At 43.3% G+C, this 16,659-nt stretch carries 12 protein-coding genes; 9 read left to right on the top strand and 3 right to left on the bottom strand.

What is annotated here, in order from left to right:
* Positions 1-13 precede the first annotated feature (13 nt).
* From hsdR to DYADSP32_RS15060, 6 genes are all read left to right on the top strand, one after another.
* Entirely contained in the window at positions 14-2,419 is a 2,406-nt protein-coding gene (gene hsdR, locus DYADSP32_RS15085; protein ID WP_149241962.1) for an EcoAI/FtnUII family type I restriction enzme subunit R, read from the top strand.
* A 196-nt stretch (positions 2,420-2,615) separates the two neighbouring features.
* Positions 2,616-4,037: an N-6 DNA methylase gene (locus DYADSP32_RS15080; protein WP_149241963.1), complete on the top strand. Its 1,422-nt coding sequence runs from the start codon at positions 2,616-2,618 to the stop codon at positions 4,035-4,037.
* Positions 4,034-4,609, top strand: a complete 576-nt coding sequence (locus DYADSP32_RS15075; RefSeq protein WP_149241964.1) for a DUF1016 N-terminal domain-containing protein — start codon at positions 4,034-4,036, stop codon at positions 4,607-4,609. Before DYADSP32_RS15080 ends, DYADSP32_RS15075 begins: the two co-directional genes overlap by 4 nt.
* A gap of 1 nt (position 4,610) precedes the next feature.
* Positions 4,611-6,287: a restriction endonuclease subunit S gene (locus tag DYADSP32_RS15070; RefSeq protein ID WP_149241965.1), complete on the top strand. Its 1,677-nt coding sequence runs from the start codon at positions 4,611-4,613 to the stop codon at positions 6,285-6,287.
* Between the two features lie 1,169 nt (positions 6,288-7,456).
* Entirely contained in the window at positions 7,457-9,448 is a 1,992-nt protein-coding gene (dnaG, locus tag DYADSP32_RS15065; protein WP_149241966.1) for a DNA primase, read from the top strand.
* Positions 9,449-9,490: 42 nt separating this feature from the next.
* The gene (locus DYADSP32_RS15060; RefSeq protein ID WP_149241967.1) at positions 9,491-10,378 is read left to right on the top strand and encodes a LysR substrate-binding domain-containing protein; all 888 of its coding nucleotides are present in this window, start codon (positions 9,491-9,493) and stop codon (positions 10,376-10,378) included.
* A gap of 139 nt (positions 10,379-10,517) precedes the next feature.
* Here the strand turns inward: DYADSP32_RS15060 and DYADSP32_RS15055 are convergent, their stop codons facing one another.
* Complete coding sequence (locus DYADSP32_RS15055; protein WP_149241968.1) at positions 10,518-10,817, bottom strand: YtxH domain-containing protein; 300 nt, start codon at positions 10,815-10,817, stop codon at positions 10,518-10,520.
* A 94-nt stretch (positions 10,818-10,911) separates the two neighbouring features.
* Here DYADSP32_RS15055 and DYADSP32_RS15050 point away from each other — a divergent pair, with 94 nt between their 5' ends.
* Positions 10,912-12,030, top strand: a complete 1,119-nt coding sequence (locus DYADSP32_RS15050; RefSeq protein WP_414617797.1) for a WD40/YVTN/BNR-like repeat-containing protein — start codon at positions 10,912-10,914, stop codon at positions 12,028-12,030.
* Positions 12,031-12,070: 40 nt separating this feature from the next.
* Here DYADSP32_RS15050 and DYADSP32_RS15045 read toward each other — a convergent pair whose 3' ends face one another.
* On the bottom strand, positions 12,071-12,787 hold the full coding sequence (locus DYADSP32_RS15045; protein ID WP_414617796.1) for a TlpA family protein disulfide reductase: 717 nt from the start codon (positions 12,785-12,787) through the stop codon (positions 12,071-12,073).
* A gap of 905 nt (positions 12,788-13,692) precedes the next feature.
* The gene (locus DYADSP32_RS15040) at positions 13,693-14,700 is read right to left on the bottom strand and encodes a YpdA family putative bacillithiol disulfide reductase (RefSeq protein ID WP_149241970.1); all 1,008 of its coding nucleotides are present in this window, start codon (positions 14,698-14,700) and stop codon (positions 13,693-13,695) included.
* 272 nt (positions 14,701-14,972) lie between these two features.
* On the opposite strand from DYADSP32_RS15040, the gene DYADSP32_RS15035 reads away from it, so the two are divergent.
* A complete protein-coding gene (locus DYADSP32_RS15035; RefSeq protein WP_149241971.1) occupies positions 14,973-15,977 on the top strand; it encodes an aminodeoxychorismate synthase component I in 1,005 nt (334 codons plus the stop codon).
* Positions 15,955-16,554, top strand: coding sequence for an aminotransferase class IV (locus DYADSP32_RS15030; protein ID WP_149241972.1), 600 nt, complete (start codon positions 15,955-15,957; stop codon positions 16,552-16,554). The genes DYADSP32_RS15035 and DYADSP32_RS15030 overlap by 23 nt, the downstream gene beginning before the upstream one ends.
* Positions 16,555-16,659 lie beyond the last annotated feature (105 nt).

The following is a 16,659-nucleotide window of genomic DNA, read 5'->3' as shown; positions in this document are numbered from 1 at the left end:
CAAAATTTACCCTATGTCTAAAAAGTTACTCTCCGAACGTGATATCTGCACAAAATTCATTTCGCCTGCCATTGAAAGTGCTGGTTGGAACCGCCAAAAACAATATCTGGAAGAAGTTTTCTTTACTGATGGTAAAATTTATGTAAAGGGACGGCTTACTGCACGAGGTGTTCGCAAGAGAGCTGATTACATTTTATACTACAAGCCAAATATTCCCATTGCTATTATTGAAGCTAAGGATAACAAACATACAGTAAGTGCCGGTATGCAGCAAGCACTGGACTATGCGAGAATCCTGGATATACCTTTTGTATTTAGCTCAAATGGTGATGGCTTTTTATTTCATGATAAAACCAATTTAAGCCAGATTGAAAAAGAGCTTTCTCTGAATGACTTTCCATCTCCGGAACTTCTCTGGGAAAAATATAAAGCGTTTAAGGGTTTCGAGGGAGAACGAGCCAATCAGATAGTAGAGCAGGATTATTTTTTTGATGGTTCTGGCAGACGACCGCGCTACTATCAGCAAAATGCTGTAAACCGAACTTTGGAAGCGATTGCCAAAGGACAGGACCGGATATTATTGGTTATGGCTACCGGTACCGGAAAGACTTACACCGCATTTCAGATTGCATACCGACTTTGGAAATCTAAAACTAAAAAGCGAATTCTCTTTCTTGCAGACCGGAATTCTCTGGTCGATCAAACACGGCGTGGCGATTTCAAGCATTTTAAAGATAAAATGACTGTCATCAAAAACAGGCAAGTTGATAAAAGTTATGAAATTTACCTGGCCATTTATCAGGGATTAACTGGTTCGGAAGATGAAAAAAATATATTCAAACAGTTCAGCCAGGATTTCTTTGACCTTATCATTATTGATGAGTGCCATCGGGGTAGTGCTCGGGAAGACAGTTCTTGGAGAGACGTTTTATCTTATTTCTCAAAAGCAACCCAAATTGGCCTCACGGCGACACCAAAAGAAAGTGAAACTGCCAGTAACAGCGAATACTTTGGTGATCCCATTTATACATATAGTTTAAAACAAGGTATTGACGATGGATTTTTGGCACCTTATAGGGTCATAAGAGTTGGTTTGAATGTAGACTTAGAGGGTTATCGTCCCGAGAATGGCAAAACGGATATTCATGGAAATGAAATAGAAGACCGTATTTACACCCGCAAGGATTTTGATAGAAATATCATCATTACTGAGCGAACAGATACCGTGGCGTATAAGGTTTCAGAATTTCTGAAAGGTTACGACCGCTTTGCGAAGACCATCGTGTTTTGCCGTGATATCGACCACGCCGAACGTATGCGGATTGCTTTGGCAAATGAGAATAGTGACCTTGTCGCCGGAAATCATAAATACATCATGCAGATTACTGGTGATAATGATGAAGGTAAACGAGAGCTTGACAATTTTATCGATCCTGAGGAAGCTTATCCGGTTATCGCTACCACATCCGAATTGATGACAACCGGTGTGGATGCTAAAACTTGCAAGGTGATTGTGCTGGATGCTGAAATTGGTTCAATGACCAAATTTAAGCAGATTATCGGTCGTGGAACACGCATTGATGAAGAGCATGGGAAATTGTATTTCACGATCCTGGATTTCCGAAATGCAACTGATCTTTTTGCAGATCCAGCTTTTGATGGAGATCCGATTCGTGTGAAACCTTTGTCGGAAGAAGAAGATCTGGGGGATATAATCGATGAAGAGCAAGACGATGACGTTCCTCTTATTGATGAAGTTTCCGGTGAGGATTTGACCGAGCAACTGGAGCAGCGAGAAAGACCAAATATACTTCGGGAGCCACCACGAGAACCTTACCGCCCTACTGGTGAACCAAGGGATCGGGTAGTTGTGAATGGAATTGATGTATCGATCCTCGTAACCAGGGAGCTACATTTCAATAAAGAAGGTAAGCCGATTACTGTAAATCTGAAAGATTATTCCAGAGAACTTTTGCAGGATAGATTTCACAGCCTGGAAGATTTTCTGACAACCTGGAATGCTGCCGAAAAGAAAGAAGTACTCATTACTGAACTGGAGGAACAGGGAGTACCTGTGGAAGCTTTGCTGGATGCTGTTAACCGTGACTGCGATTTATTTGACATTATCTGTCACGTTGCCTTTGATCAGAAACCATTGTCTAGAAAAGAGAGGGTGAATAATGTGAAAAAGCGGAACTACTTCACCAAATATGGCGACCAGGCGCGCAAGGTGCTTGAAGCATTACTCGATAAATACGCTGACGAAGGTGTAAAAAATATCGAGAGTATGGAGGTGCTCAAAGTCAATCCCGTTGCTTCGTTTGGTTCAGCGATTGAAATTATCAATAGCTTTGGCGGGAAACCTGCTTACCTGAAAGCGGTGAGGGAATTGGAAAATGAGTTGTATTTGACGGCGTAGATGATAACTTTTATGTAAAATGTGAAACGTAAAAAGTGAGATGTCACTGGATATTGAACCTGTTGAAATCTTATGTGACGGGCATGTGATAGAAAGATTATAATAATTTGCAAGCGTCTATAAATCAGTCAATTAAAATATTCCTTATGTGATAGAGAACGGAAGAATTTAGAAATAATAAGAATTTTAGTAAAATATGAACATTTCAGGAATCATAAGCAGCATACGCCAGATCATGTGGCAGGACAATGGGTTGAATGGCGATGCGCAGCGTATAGAGCAGTTGGGCTGGATGCTGTTTCTCAAAATATTTTGTGACAAAGACAAGGAGCTGGAAATACTGAACGACAATTATGTCTCACCCATTCCGGTAGAATATCAATGGGACAATTGGGCAGCGGACGACGAGGGCATTACCGGTGATGAGTTACTGGAATTTGTGGACCGGAAATTGTTCCCTGCGTTACGCAACATCGATATCAGCACTTCCAACAAACGGGCCGTACTCGTCCACGAAGTGTTTGACGGCAATAACAATTACATGAAAAGCGGTATCAATATCCGGAAGGTATTGAACAAGCTGAACGAAATAGACTTCAACCGCGCCAAAGACCGCCATGCGTTTGGTGATATGTACGAATCCATTTTGAAGGATTTGCAAAGCGCCGGTAAAAGCGGAGAGTTTTATACGCCAAGAGCGATCACCCAATTCATCACGGATGTGATCAATCCGCAGTTAGGAGAAAGAATCCTGGATCCTGCCTGTGGCACGGCGGGTTATCTCACCTGTGCGGTAGAACATTTGATAAAACAAGCCAATAGCGTAGAAGAGCGTAATGCCATACAGGACAATATTATCGGTTGGGAATACAAGCCGCTGCCGTATTTATTGGCAACCACCAATCTGATCCTGCATGATGTGGAAGTTCCCAACATTACTTACAGGGATAGCCTGGACCAGGCATTAAGTGAATACAAGGAAAAGGACCGGGTAGATATTATATTGGCCAACCCTCCTTTTGGAGGTATTGTAGCCAACAATAATGAAAACAATTTCCCTCTTAACTATCGCACCAAAGAAAGCGCCGACCTGTTTCTAATCCTGATGATCCATTTGCTGAAACAAGGTGGACGTGCAGGCATTGTATTGCCCGACGGAAGTTTGACAGGCGAAGGCGTAAAACAACGTGTACGCCAGAAATTACTGGAAGACTGCAACCTGCATACGATCATTCGTTTACCCAATTCCGTCTTCCAGCCTTACGCGACGGTAGCCACCAATTTGTTATTTTTTGACAAAGGAACACCTACCAAGGATGTGTGGTATTATGAACACAAAATGCCCGAAGGGTACAAGTCATACAGCAAAACCAAAACGATACAGGTAAAAGAGTTTGACCCGATTAAAGCATGGTGGAACAACCGTGCCGAAAGTGATATTTGCTGGAAGGTGAATATTGATACGATTAGGGAGCGGGGGTTTGATTTGGATATTAAGAATCCGGTGAAGGTGGAAGAAGTGCATGAGTACAGCAGTATTGAGTTGATTGAGATGTTACATGCATCTTTTGAGAAAAGTAATGGATTGTTGAAACATTTAAAAGAGGCCACAAGATGAATGTAGAGTTACAATTTGGAGGAGTTAAGCGGCTGATTGTCAGTGCAAGAAATAAAACTGTGCAATTGGCGAATGCTTCTTTGATTGAATTGTACTGGAACATAGGAGCCTACGTAAGCCAAAAAGTTGCTGCTAATGAATGGGGTAAATCAGTTGTGGTTGAACTTGCCTTATATATTCAAAAGAGTGAGCCTGGTATTCAGGGATTTTCGGAGAGGAACATCTGGCGGATGAAGCAATTTTATGAAACTTATACCAATCAAGATCAACTTTTGCCTTTATTACAGGAGCTGAAAATGATTGATCGTGATAAAATTATAAAACTGTCAGCACTGCCGACAGTTTTAGACGATCATGATCGTTGGGACAAAAAAATACTGACAGCACTGCTGACAGAAATTAGCTGGTCAGCGAATATAAATACGAATAAAGAACGAGGGTATGATCTGGATGGTAAAAATCAGGTGAAAGTGGATAAAATGCATGAGTATTGTGATGCTGAGTTGGTTGGAATGCTGAATTCTTCGTTTAATAAACCATTACAATTTTTTACTGAATTGAACCGGAATTAAAATGGCTAGAGGTAGACGTCGGCAAGAAAGTAATCGCCTATTAAATTGGAATCAATTATTTAATGAAAATGCTGGAAGATATTTGGAAATAATTATTTCCAAATTAAGCAAATCTGAAACTGTTGCCAGAGAAAGTGGTTTAGATCTACTCGAACAAATTAGGATAGACAAAGGAAAGTCAAAGAAAGGTTTGGGCATAGCTATTGCCCAAGAAGAGATTCCTTACCCAATTCCCAAGAATTGGGTTTGGTGCCGACTGGGGGAAGTCATTGAATTTACTGACAATCTTAATATAGAGACTAAATTACCAAAAGACACTTTGGTTAACTACGTTGATATAGATGCAATCGACAATAAGAATTTTGTGATTAGGGAGAGTAAGTTACGACCGGTATCCGAACTATCTTCAAGAGCCAGAAGAGTTATGAAAAAAGGATATATCGCTTACTCACTGGTAAGGCCATATCTTAATAATATTGCTATAATTGAGGACGAAAAGACAAATTACATTGGTTCAACAGGTCTCGCTGTATTCAATGGGATTAGGGTTGATAATGAGTTTATTAAATATTTCTTGCTGTCAGGCTATGTTCGTAATTTATATCTATCGCTTTTTTCTGGATTTAATTCACCAAGTATAACACAGGAGCAATTTAATTCAACGCTATTTCCATTACCTCCAATTTCTGAGCAAAGGAAAATTGTAGAGTTTCTTATTGATTTTTACAGCGAAAGCTTAAAAGATGAGGGATACTATTTTGATTCACATGTTGAACATGATATTGTCGAATTAAGTAGATCCCAACTGAATATCATTCAACTATCTACCGAACTCAACCACCAACTCAACCTCGTAAAGCAACTCCGCCAATCCTTCCTGCGTGAGGCCATGCAAGGCAAGCTGACGGGCACACAAGCAGGCAGTGAAGAAAATCAGGAAACCGGTCAACAGCTTTTAGAAAAAATAAAAGCGGAGAAAGCGCAGCTGATTAAAGACAAAAAGCTGAAAAAAGAAAAGGAATTACCACCCATTAAACCAGAAGAAATTCCTTTTGAGATTCCTGAGGATTGGGTTTGGTGTAGGTTGGGGGAGGTGGCTTATATCACAAGTGGCAGCACTCCATCTCAGGATGCTTTTGTTGAGACAGGTATTCCATATTTGAAAATGTACAACCTCAAAAATCAAAAGATCGATTTTTATTTTAAGCCGCAATACATTAAAGAAGAGGTTCATAACGGGCAATTGAAACGATGCAGAGCCTATCCCGGTGACGTTTTGATGAATATTGTCGGCCCTCCTCTTGGTAAAATTGCTATTGTTCCGGAACACCTCAAGGAATGCAACTTCAATCAAGCTGCTGTTTTAATAAGACCATTTTATTCAGTTATGAATAACTTCATTTTCTGGTATTTAAATGAAATGTCTGAAATAAATTCTATTGATACAAAAGGTGTAGCTGGGCAAGCCAATATTTCAGTCACGCAAGCACAAAATATGAGGATACCTATTCCTTCACTTCTGATACAACAATCCATCGCCAATAAGCTGGCAGAAACAATGGATAATTGCGATAAACTCGAAGCCAGCATCAAGCAAAGCCAGCAGCAGAATGAACAATTGTTGCAGCAGGTTTTGCGGGAGGCTTTGGAGGTAGAGGAGGTGGATCATCAAGCATAAGCTGTAAACAGAATAGAAAATGGCAGCAAGAAGAAGCATAAACCGTTTACATGGAGCACTATTTTTATAGGTACTGGTTCACTATACCGAAAGTAGAACAGCTACCACAAGTCTTCCAGCCCGGAGACCGAATTAACCTGAGACAGTCCCAACATTAGTCCCGCACCACGCGTCTAACGTTTTACAGTGGTTCCTCCAGATCAAAAATGAGCATCAGGCCCGTTTTTCAACACTCATTTTTCTCCCTACAACCCCGGGCTGAGGAAGTAATACCTTTTTGTAGATGGAAGGTGCTGGCGTATGAATGAGCCTTCAGCAGGTACCAGGTGGTAAAAAAACAAAGGCATAGAAAAGTTTCCATGCCCTGTTTCACACTATACACACACTATATCTTTAATTCTTTGAGTCAAAATCAGTTCCGCACTCAGTAAGTGTAGGAACACAAAATAACGCATTAATGTTTTGAGAAAAAAACTTTAGAATATCATTTTATCAATTCTTTTTTGGTTATGCAGGGAATTCCTTCTATCCCGGGTACAATTTCCTCGTTCGTAATATTCCACTTCTCCCCCGGAAAGTGCGTTCAAGGCATTGTCTAAGCATTTTTTTGGAATAAAAATGATTGACAATCAATTTGTTATACATGTCCTGATTGATTTAGAAACTTTGCTGGTTATGTTGATGATAGGGTTGGGGAGTGGTTGTGAAAGTAAATGAGAATATTACTTTCGCCAGATATTTTGCCAGTAAACGCGCCCTTGGAGAATGCGAAAGCAGACAAAATGAAGGCCTTGGTAATCAGAACCGCATGGCTGTTCGCTTTCTCCGGGCTAAACGGATTTGAAATTGATGGGACTATCGTTATTAGACATGACTTGAGCAGGGAGAGCTATCGGATCCTTCCAGGGCGCAGACAGCAACGTTTTATTATGAAAAAACCAAAGCCAATGCTTATTTTGCCAAGGTATTCACGCTCCTGTTTGCACATTTGAAATTGTAACTGGCCAAAAGCCATTCAAACCTCCAGACGGGGTAGATACAATTTCTAAGGCAGCTATGGAAAGTAATCTTTTGAGGATTAGACGAACGGATAAATAATCCTTCGTGTTGGAAGGGGCGGGCTAATTACATATTTCCCGCCGGGTAGTAAAAATGTAAGAATTCGAAAAATGCGCATAAATCCGGAAACCATAGATCGAATAAAACAGGCCACCGATATCGTAGAGGTGGTGGGGGATTTCGTGTCTTTGAAAAAGAAGGGTGCGAATTATTCGGCTTGTTGTCCTTTCCACAATGAGAAAACGCCTTCCTTTAATGTTAACCCGGTAAGGCAGATCTACAAATGTTTTGGATGCGGAGCGGCTGGAGATTCCATCAAGTTTGTGATGGATGTGGATGGAATCGGGTACGGAGAGGCGTTGCGTTACCTGGCCAATAAATACAATATTGAAATACAGGAAGAGCAGGTAACGGACGAGGAAAGTCTGAGGCAGAATGTAAGGGAAAGCCTTTACATTGTTTTAAACTTTGCCAAAAACTTTTATCAGAACCAACTTCAGAACACAGAGGAAGGGCAGGCGATCGGGCTGAGTTACTTCAAAGAAAGGGGATTCAGTGGCGAGACGCGCAGTAAATTCGAACTCGGATATAGTCCCGAAACCTGGGATGCGTTTACCAAAGAGGCTCTGGAGAAGGGCTACACTGCCGAGATACTGGAAAAAGCCGGACTACTCATTCATAAAGAAGGAAGTAACACGGCCGGTTATGACCGTTTTCGAGGCAGAGTAATCTTCCCGATTCACAACGTTGCGGGGAAAGTCATTGCATTTGGTGCCCGCATATTGAAATCGGACAAGGCAGGTAAGGCGAACCAGCCCAAATACCTCAACTCGCCCGAGACGGAGGTTTACCACAAGAGCGATAGCCTGTATGGCATTTTCCAGGCCAAAAATGCGATCCGACAGCAGGAGCTCTGTTACCTGGTTGAAGGTTATACGGACGTTATTTCGTTGCATCAGGCGGGTGTGGAGAATGTGGTTGCATCTTCCGGAACCTCCCTCACGGCCGAGCAGATCCGGCTTATAGGTCGTTTTACGCCGAACGTAACCATCTTGTATGACGGCGATATGGCCGGTATCAAGGCCGCCCTCAGGGGGCTGGACCTTGTGCTAGAGGAAGGGCTCAATGTGAGTATAGTGCTCTTTCCGGATGGGGAGGATCCCGACAGCTATGTGCGGCGGGTGGGTGCACAGGCTTTTAAGGACTATCTGAAAACCGCTGCAAAGGATTTTATTACCTTCAAAACAGAGACCCTCCTGCAAGATGCGGGCAACGATCCCTTCAGGCTCGCAGCGGTGATCGGGGACGTGGTTAACAGCATCATCAAGATTCCGGACGCCATCAAACGGCAGGTGTTTTTTCACCGAACCTCAGAGATGATGAAGGTGGATGAGCAGATGCTGATCAGCGAGGGTAATAAGTTGCTGAGAAAGCTGCATACGCAAAAACCTGCTGACAGACCAGCCCGTTCCAACGGTACATTTTCCGGTCCAGAGGATGTCCGAATTTCTGCAGGTGCTGATGACGGGCCGCCCGCTAATCTTTTTGAACCGGAGACGGTTGAAGAGGAGCAGTCCCCGCAGCGGACCAAGTTGTATTACCAGGAAGAAGCTTTTGTGCGGTTGCTGGTATTGTTTGGGGCTAAAGAGCTGGAGCCCACCATCACGGTCTGCCAGTATGTGCTTGGGGAAATAAAAGATATTGATTTCAAAGACCCTGTATTCCATCATCTTCTGACGCTGTTTCGGGAAAATTTCAGCCGTAATGTGGTTCTGGATACAAATTATTTTCAGAACCATCACGAGACTGAAATACGGAATCTTACCATAAACTGGCTTACGAGTAAGTATGAGCTGAGTGAGCTCTGGACTGAAAAATTTGAAATTTATGTTCCTTTTGAAATTGATGTTTTGGATAAAACCGCGTTCATCAATATTCTAAGGCTGAAAAAGGCCTTCATCGAAGAGAAAATGAAAGTCTGCCATCAGGAACTGGCAAAAGTGAAGTCGGAAGAAGAGGAAATTGCGATTATGAAGGAGTTTATGTTTTATAAAAGTGTAAGTATGGCCGCTGCCAGGGAACTGGGAAGTGTCGTAGGGTAGCACCTTTACTTATAATTTTTCAAGGGAAGATATCCAAAGTGTATGCTCGATTTCCGGCTTAAAGTGTTCTATACAGTTGCCAAAGCGCTCAATTTCAACAGAGCTGCTCAGCAATTGAACATCAGCCAACCCGCAGTGACGAGGCATATCAAAGAACTGGAGGAGCATTATAAGACCACATTTTTTGACAGAAGCCGCAGGAAAATTGCACTTACTATCGCTGGGGATATTCTCCTTCAGCATACGCATTTGATTTTTGAACAGTATCAAAAGCTGGATTTTGATCTTAACCTGCTGCAAAATAAAACCGATGGTGTGTTGCATATCGGTGCCAGCACGACCATTGCACAGTATGTGCTGCCAGCGTATCTTGCCAAATTTCACCAGCGTTTTCCGGATGTGAAAGTTGAGCTTACCAATGCCAACTCGTTAGAGATCGAGCAATTGCTGGCAGATAAAGGTATTGAGCTGGGACTCGTGGAAGGGGCTGTCCATCATGCCGATCTTAAATATACGCCCTTTCTTGAGGACGAAATCGTGTTGGTGAGCAGGGTGAAAAATGAAGTTTTGACAGCCCGGACAATTTCACCGGACGAGCTCAAAAGATTGCCCCTTTTGACCCGGGAGAGCGGGTCGGGAACGAATGAGATTGTTGAGGAATATCTGCAGAAAGTGGGCCTGCATTATAAAGATTTGGTTATACAGATGCAGCTGGGAAGTACCGAAAGCATCAAAAATTATCTTTTTCACTCCAATACGTTTTCATTCTTATCCGTTTACAGCGTGCAGCAGGAGCTGGCCGATGATCGAATGTGTATTGTGGACATTGAAGGATTAGACATGGTTCGAACCTTTTCTTTTGTCTATCGCCAGGGACAGCCCTCGCCACTTGCCAAACTCTTCATGCGTTTTGCATCCTTAAAATCCTGACGGTAGCTTGCAGCTTTTGGTGTTACCACAACAGACCTTTTGCGAATCCATCGTAAGTGAATAAAAGGTCAAGGCAGAATATAAGCCACAAAAAAGCCGGTTCCAACTCTGGAACCGGCCTCAGTTTCGTATTTATGTCTTAGTTGTTGTTTACAACACCACGTACTTTTTCGTTAACGTTTTCTGCTACTGCACCTGCCTTGTCTTTTACGGTGCTCACATTTTTCAAGAAACCTTCTTTCAGCTTATCAGCAAGAACAGAAAGCTCTTCCAGACTTTTTTCATACTTATCCTTAGCGGTTCCGCTTAGGTCGGTAGCCTTGTTTTTTATTAGTTTGCGCGACTCTTTGCCACTTTTTGGTGCCAACAACAATCCGATTGCAATACCTGATAACAACGCTCCTACTGATCCAATCAGAAATTTTTGATTCTTGTTCATGCTAAATTTGCTATTTTGTGTGATGATAGAATAAAGTTACGAAAACTCTAATGAAAATATCGTGCCAAAGGATTTGAATCTTATGCGTTTGTCAGTGAAAAAGTTGCTTAATACTGTGTTTTGGTGTCTTGCACTGGGTTTTAGTCCGAATGTAAGAGGTCAATGGCGCATATTCCAGACAAACAAAATGGTGGATATGCGGGCAGTTCATACCATTTCTCCCACACTTTGCTGGATTGGTGGCTCACAGGGTAACATTTTTCAGACCAGCAACGGTGGCGCAAAGTGGTCCTCATTCAAAGTTGCTGGTGCGGATTCACTTGATTTCAGAGACATACATGGATTCAGCAAACAGGTAGCGGTGGCGATGAGCGCAGGGCTGGCAGAACAGGGCAAGGCCAGGATATACCGGACCGAAGATGGTGGCGAAACCTGGAATGTCGTGTATCAATCATCTCAAAAGGGCGTGTTTCTGGATGGTATTGATTTTTGGGACAAAAGCAGGGGTATCTGCATTGGTGATCCTTTAGACGGCAGGCTGTTTGTTTTGACAACCGAAGATGGTGGCAGAACCTGGCAGGAGCTTGCCAACGAAAAACGTCCGGAGACCGAGTCGGGGGAAGCCTGTTTCGCGGCCAGCGGAACTTCCATCCTAGCCACAGGAAAAGGCAATGCCTACGTTGGTACAGGAGGAAGTAAGATGGCGCGGGTATTTCGTTCCGATGATTACGGGCACACCTGGAATGTGACGGCAACGCCGTTGCCAGCAGGGCCTACAAGCGGTATTTTCGGGCTTCATTTTTGGTCAAAAAAGCATGGCATTGCCGTTGGTGGCGATTATAAAAATACCACAGATTCCTCTCAAAACGTGTTGCTGACACAGGACGGCGGTATTACCTGGAAATTGGGAGCCATGACCAAGCCGGTGGGGCTGAAAGAATCCGTGGCACTTTACAGCAAAAACCATGCAACCTGGAATGGCGATACGCAGATTCGTTCGGACGACGTATCACTCGTTGCCGTGGGCCCTAATGGGAGCAGCAGCTCCGCAGACTATGGTGATTCCTGGCAGCGGCTGGGCAAGGAATCGTTTCATGCTATCAGCTTCGCGGGAAATGTGGGCTACGCGGTTGGTGCAAAGGGACTAATCGGCAAGATTGAAAAGGTTTCTGGTAAGAAGAAAAGAAGAAAGTTGGTGCTTAAGGAAGATTGAGGTGGGGGTACGAAATGCTGTACCAAAAAATGACCGGTGGCTATTTATATTTTTCTCTCAGAAACTTTTCAATTTCGGAGAACGAAGCATTTCGCAGGATCACTTTATTCGTTGAATCTATCAAAACATTATCAGGAAATATGGTAATTCCAAAATCATCTTCTATTCTTTCTTTCTCAATGCCGTGGGCAAAGGCAACAACCCACGGCAGATTCTCTACTTTCAAATTCTCTGGATCAGGATTTGGGTTAAATTCCAGACAGACACTAACAATTTCAAGTCCCAACGGGCGGTACCTTGAGTACAAGTCCTTTAACAATTCATGAAATTTTCTGGACTCTGAATAATACACGGAACAAAAATCAATTAAAACCATCCCTGAATTCAGACGCTGTAAATCAATCCTTTTCGCCTCCCAAGAACTAAAATGATGTTTCTTTAAAATATCCCCGACTTTCGCTTTATTTAACGCAGCCGCAATTTCAGTATACCGGGCACGATCGGAAAAGCAGACAAGCTTGGAAAGTAGCATGCTCGCCTCCTTTCTGGAAAGGCCATCAACACTTGACTTAAATAAATACCAGCTGAATTCTTCGATAGGATTGGAAAGAATCGTATTCATAAAATACTGATGCGTCTGTGCGGCGATTGAATCACGTGCGGCAGTCCATGCGGCACTCCATGCGGCACGCACAGCAACAGAATCACCTGTTTGTTTAGAACGAAAATTCTCCCGGAGGCTATCGATATGCTCCATACTCTCGCGATTTGTCCTAAATTCATTCCAGCGGGCGGTCGACCGGGATCCGGATATTTCAAACCGCATTGGCGTTTCCTGGTAGATCGTAAAATCAAGAGATGTTGAATCCAGAAAAAAATGAATCTCATCTTTATAATAATCCTCCAGCCACAGATAAGCAGGTGCAGGCTCATCCAACTCAAAACTAAAAACCGCATACTTATTAACGATGGCAGCCTTTTGAATCAATGGGTTACCTTCTGCACGTTTTACTATAATGCTAACTTCTGCCTGTGTTGAGACGTTGGGGAAGTAGCAGGTTATCACATAGGGTTTGCCGTGGCTAGCAAAAGAGCAGAGTGACAGGAAAGAAAATAGTAAAACAGCTGTGAGTTTCAAGTTTGTGGCTGATTATGTGTTGTTTAGCATGGGTTACCTTGAAGATCGTTTCCCCAATTTATTCAACAGCGAACGTCACAAATAGGAAAGATATTTTAAATAAAGAAGAAATGAGGAGATATGGAGTGTGCAGAGGAAAGAGCCAAAAAAAATAACCACCCTATGCGGGCCACCCTGTGTGGGGCCACCCTGTGCGGGGCCACCTGCGAAACCTAAGCTCACCTTACATACACAATATTTATAAAAACAAATAGGCCGATAGGGCACATAGGAGTACATCGTATCTATGTTTTCTATGTGCCTATGTGGTTTAAGCCTATAGGGCAGGTAATATTTATGAAACACATAGGCAGGCAGGGCACATAGGAATAGAGCGCACCTATGTTTTCTATGTTACTATGTGGTTTAAACCTATACGGCAGGTAATATTATTGAAACACATAGGCATATAGGGCACATAGGAATAGAGCGCATCTATGTTTTCTATGTTACTATGTGGTGAATAATATTGACAACGTATAGGCCTATATCCGATCAATCAACTCCTTCACAATCCGTACTTCCCGGCCAATCAAATGGTCTGCAATGGCAGCTGCATGGTCCCGGCCATTTTCAATAAAAACCTTCTCGGTAAACACACCTGCCATGACCGTACCGCAGAGGTATAACCCTGGAACGTTCGTTTCAAAAGTTTCGGGATCGTAGGTGGGTACTTTTGTGGCGGGATCCAGCACTACACCGCATCGGAACAGCAGATGTTCATCGGGCAGGTAACCCACGAGCAGGAATACAAAATCGGCCGGGAGCCATTCTTTTTCACCCGTTTCTGTATTTTCGATCAGGATTTTCCCGGGTTCTATTTCTCTGGTAATGCAATTGAATCGCGTATGGATTTTGCCTTCTTTCACACGGTTTTTTACATCCGGCACGAGCCAGTATTTTACCTTGGTACGGAAATCGGCTTCTTTATGCACAATCGTCACGTGTGCATCGTGCCGGTACAGTTCGAGTGCCGCTTCCACAGAGGAGTTGGAGCCACCAACGAGCACCACGTTGGTGAAAGAATATTTGAATGGCTCGTCGTAATAATGCGACACGTGCGGGAGGTTCTCGCCGGGAACGTTTAGCAGTCGGGGTACATCAAAATAGCCTGTCGCCAGCACCACTTTTTTTGAATGAAATACCTGTCCGTCATTGGCATAAACAAGGAATGTGCCATCGGGTTGCTTTTCAGTGCGGTCTACATCAACGAAAAGCCTGAAATTGAGCTTGTAGTACCCGGCCACTTTCCGATAATACTGCAATGCTTCGTTCCGGTTGGCTTTTACCTCCGAAATGGCAAAAGGAATGCCGCCGATCTCAATATTTTCAGCGGTGGAGAAAAACCGCATCCGTCGCGGATAGTTGCGGATGGATTCGGTGAGGTTTCCTTTTTCAAGAATCAGGTAGTCGAGCCCGCTGTTTGCGAGTTCAATGCCCATCGCCAGCCCACAGGGCCCGCCTCCAATTACTATAACGTCGTAGATATGCATGTTTTATTTGCTTTCGGCGGCGCGGACAGCTTTCAGCCATTGGCTCAACCTTTAATTTATGAATCCTATATAAAGAGAGGAATCGAATTGGTTCCCGGGAATTTTATTCTTAATTCTTAATTTTAATTTCTCCCCTGTCGCCCGCGACCCCTGTCCTTCCTCCTTTCCTCCCTCCTCCCTTTCCTAACTACTTATTTACTCCTTTGGTTTCTGAACTTTGTAAATTGGCATTCTGTTCCCATTGTTTGTAAATAAATCATTCTTTTTACAGCTTGGCCGATCCTATCGATATTTTTGTAGCGCAATTGAATAGCTGGGGGAAACAAAAAATTCCTTTCGTTTTTCTTGTGGACTATGCGGGGCTAAAACCACTTGCTTGGACCGTTGACGAAGTTGATGATCGCGAAGTCCTTTTTGATTTTAAGGGGTTTACCAATTGTGTGTCATCGGTATCACCACCAATGTTAACCGATTTCACATTTCATAAATTTCCATTATCGTTTGCATCGTATGAACGGAAATTTAATGAAGTGCTCCAAAATCTGAAAGCGGGAAATTCTTTTCTGGTGAATCTTTCTGTCCCTACGCCAATAGAAACCAACCTGAGCCTTAAAGACATCTTTTGTTATAGTGACGCCCCATTCCGGTTGTGGTTCAGGGATCTTTTCGTATGTTTTTCTCCCGAGATTTTTATCAAAGTCAATGGTCTGAGGATATCGTCCTATCCCATGAAGGGAACCATTGATGCACTGGTGCCGGATGCGCGGGCAACCATATTGGCAGACCCGAAGGAGTCGGCTGAGCACGCCACCATCGTAGACCTGATCCGGAATGACATGAGCATGGTAGCAGAGAAAGTGTGGGTGGAACGTTACAGGTATATTGATCAGATCAGCACGAGTGAAAAAACGTTGCTTCAGGTAAGTTCGGAAGTGGCTGGCTTGTTGCCTGAAAATTTTGATGGACAATATGGCGATTTACTGATGAAGCTATTGCCAGCGGGCTCGGTCACCGGAGCCCCTAAACCCAGCACGCTGAAAATCATTCAGGACGTGGAGGGTTATGACAGAGGGTACTATACAGGAGTAATGGGTTATTTTGACGGCGAAAATTTCGAAAGTGCCGTGATGATTCGTTTTATTGAAAACCAGAACGGTGAAATGGTTTTTAAGAGCGGGGGAGGCATTACAGCCCTAAGTGATCCGAAAAACGAGTATCAGGAAATCATTGATAAAGTGTATTTACCAATCTGCCATGTCCCACAACCTTTGCATTGAAACGATTTGTGTTGAAAACCGGCTATTGAAAAATGTGACGTACCACGATGTACGCCTCAATACAACGCGGAAGAAGCTGTGGGGGTGTTCCGATCTTTGGAGACTGTCCGATCTGCCCATTCCGGAATCTATCACCAATGCACGTCATAAGCTGCGCATCGTTTACGGTGAGAAAATGAAAGATATTCAGTGGGAGTTACATGTGCCACGGGCCATTCGAACGATCAAAAAAGTGTATCATGATGATGTGGATTATGCCTATAAGTATAATGACAGAAGTGTACTTGGGAAGTTATTTGCCCAGCGGGGAAGTGCGGATGAGATTCTGATCATAAAAAGTGGCATGGTGACCGATTCGTTCTACTGCAATGTGGCTTTTCGGGCAGGAGGCAGTTGGTTCACACCAAGAACCAATTTGTTGCCGGGTACACAACGGGCTTTTTTATTGGATTCAGGCGTTTTGCAAGAGGCGGATATTTCAGAAAATCAGATACAAAATTACAGTCACATCCGGCTGTTCAATGCCCTCATGGACTGGGATAGTGCAGCGGAGCTTGAAATTGGATTGATCAGCTGAAAGCGTTAACTTTGACTTATCCGGTATCTTGAACATTATAGTGTGCCCTCAGGTAGCAAATGTTTTCGGGTAGCCGAGGTGAAAAATAAGAATTCCCCTAAGATT

The sequence above is a fragment of the Dyadobacter sp. 32 genome, from assembly GCF_902506755.1.
GTDB lineage: Bacteria > Bacteroidota > Bacteroidia > Cytophagales > Spirosomataceae > Dyadobacter.
Note: the sequence above shows the minus strand (reverse complement) of the source record. Positions and strands in the feature narration are given on the sequence as shown.

Bases quoted from the DNA above. Each gene is read 5' to 3' on its own strand.
- DYADSP32_RS15070 (WP_149241965.1), top strand. From the start codon at position 4,611: ATGGCTAGAGGTAGACGTCGGCAAGAAAGTAATCGCCTATTAAATTGG.
- DYADSP32_RS15075 (WP_149241964.1), top strand. From the start codon at position 4,034: ATGAATGTAGAGTTACAATTTGGAGGAGTTAAGCGGCTGATTGTCAGT.
- DYADSP32_RS15045 (WP_414617796.1), bottom strand. From the start codon at position 12,787: ATGGAGCATATCGATAGCCTCCGGGAGAATTTTCGTTCTAAACAAACA.
- DYADSP32_RS15080 (WP_149241963.1), top strand. From the start codon at position 2,616: ATGAACATTTCAGGAATCATAAGCAGCATACGCCAGATCATGTGGCAG.
- DYADSP32_RS15040 (WP_149241970.1), bottom strand. From the start codon at position 14,700: ATGCATATCTACGACGTTATAGTAATTGGAGGCGGGCCCTGTGGGCTG.
- dnaG (WP_149241966.1), top strand. From the start codon at position 7,457: ATGCGCATAAATCCGGAAACCATAGATCGAATAAAACAGGCCACCGAT.
- DYADSP32_RS15030 (WP_149241972.1), top strand. From the start codon at position 15,955: ATGTCCCACAACCTTTGCATTGAAACGATTTGTGTTGAAAACCGGCTA.
- DYADSP32_RS15060 (WP_149241967.1), top strand. From the start codon at position 9,491: ATGCTCGATTTCCGGCTTAAAGTGTTCTATACAGTTGCCAAAGCGCTC.
- DYADSP32_RS15055 (WP_149241968.1), bottom strand. From the start codon at position 10,817: ATGAACAAGAATCAAAAATTTCTGATTGGATCAGTAGGAGCGTTGTTA.
- hsdR (WP_149241962.1), top strand. From the start codon at position 14: ATGTCTAAAAAGTTACTCTCCGAACGTGATATCTGCACAAAATTCATT.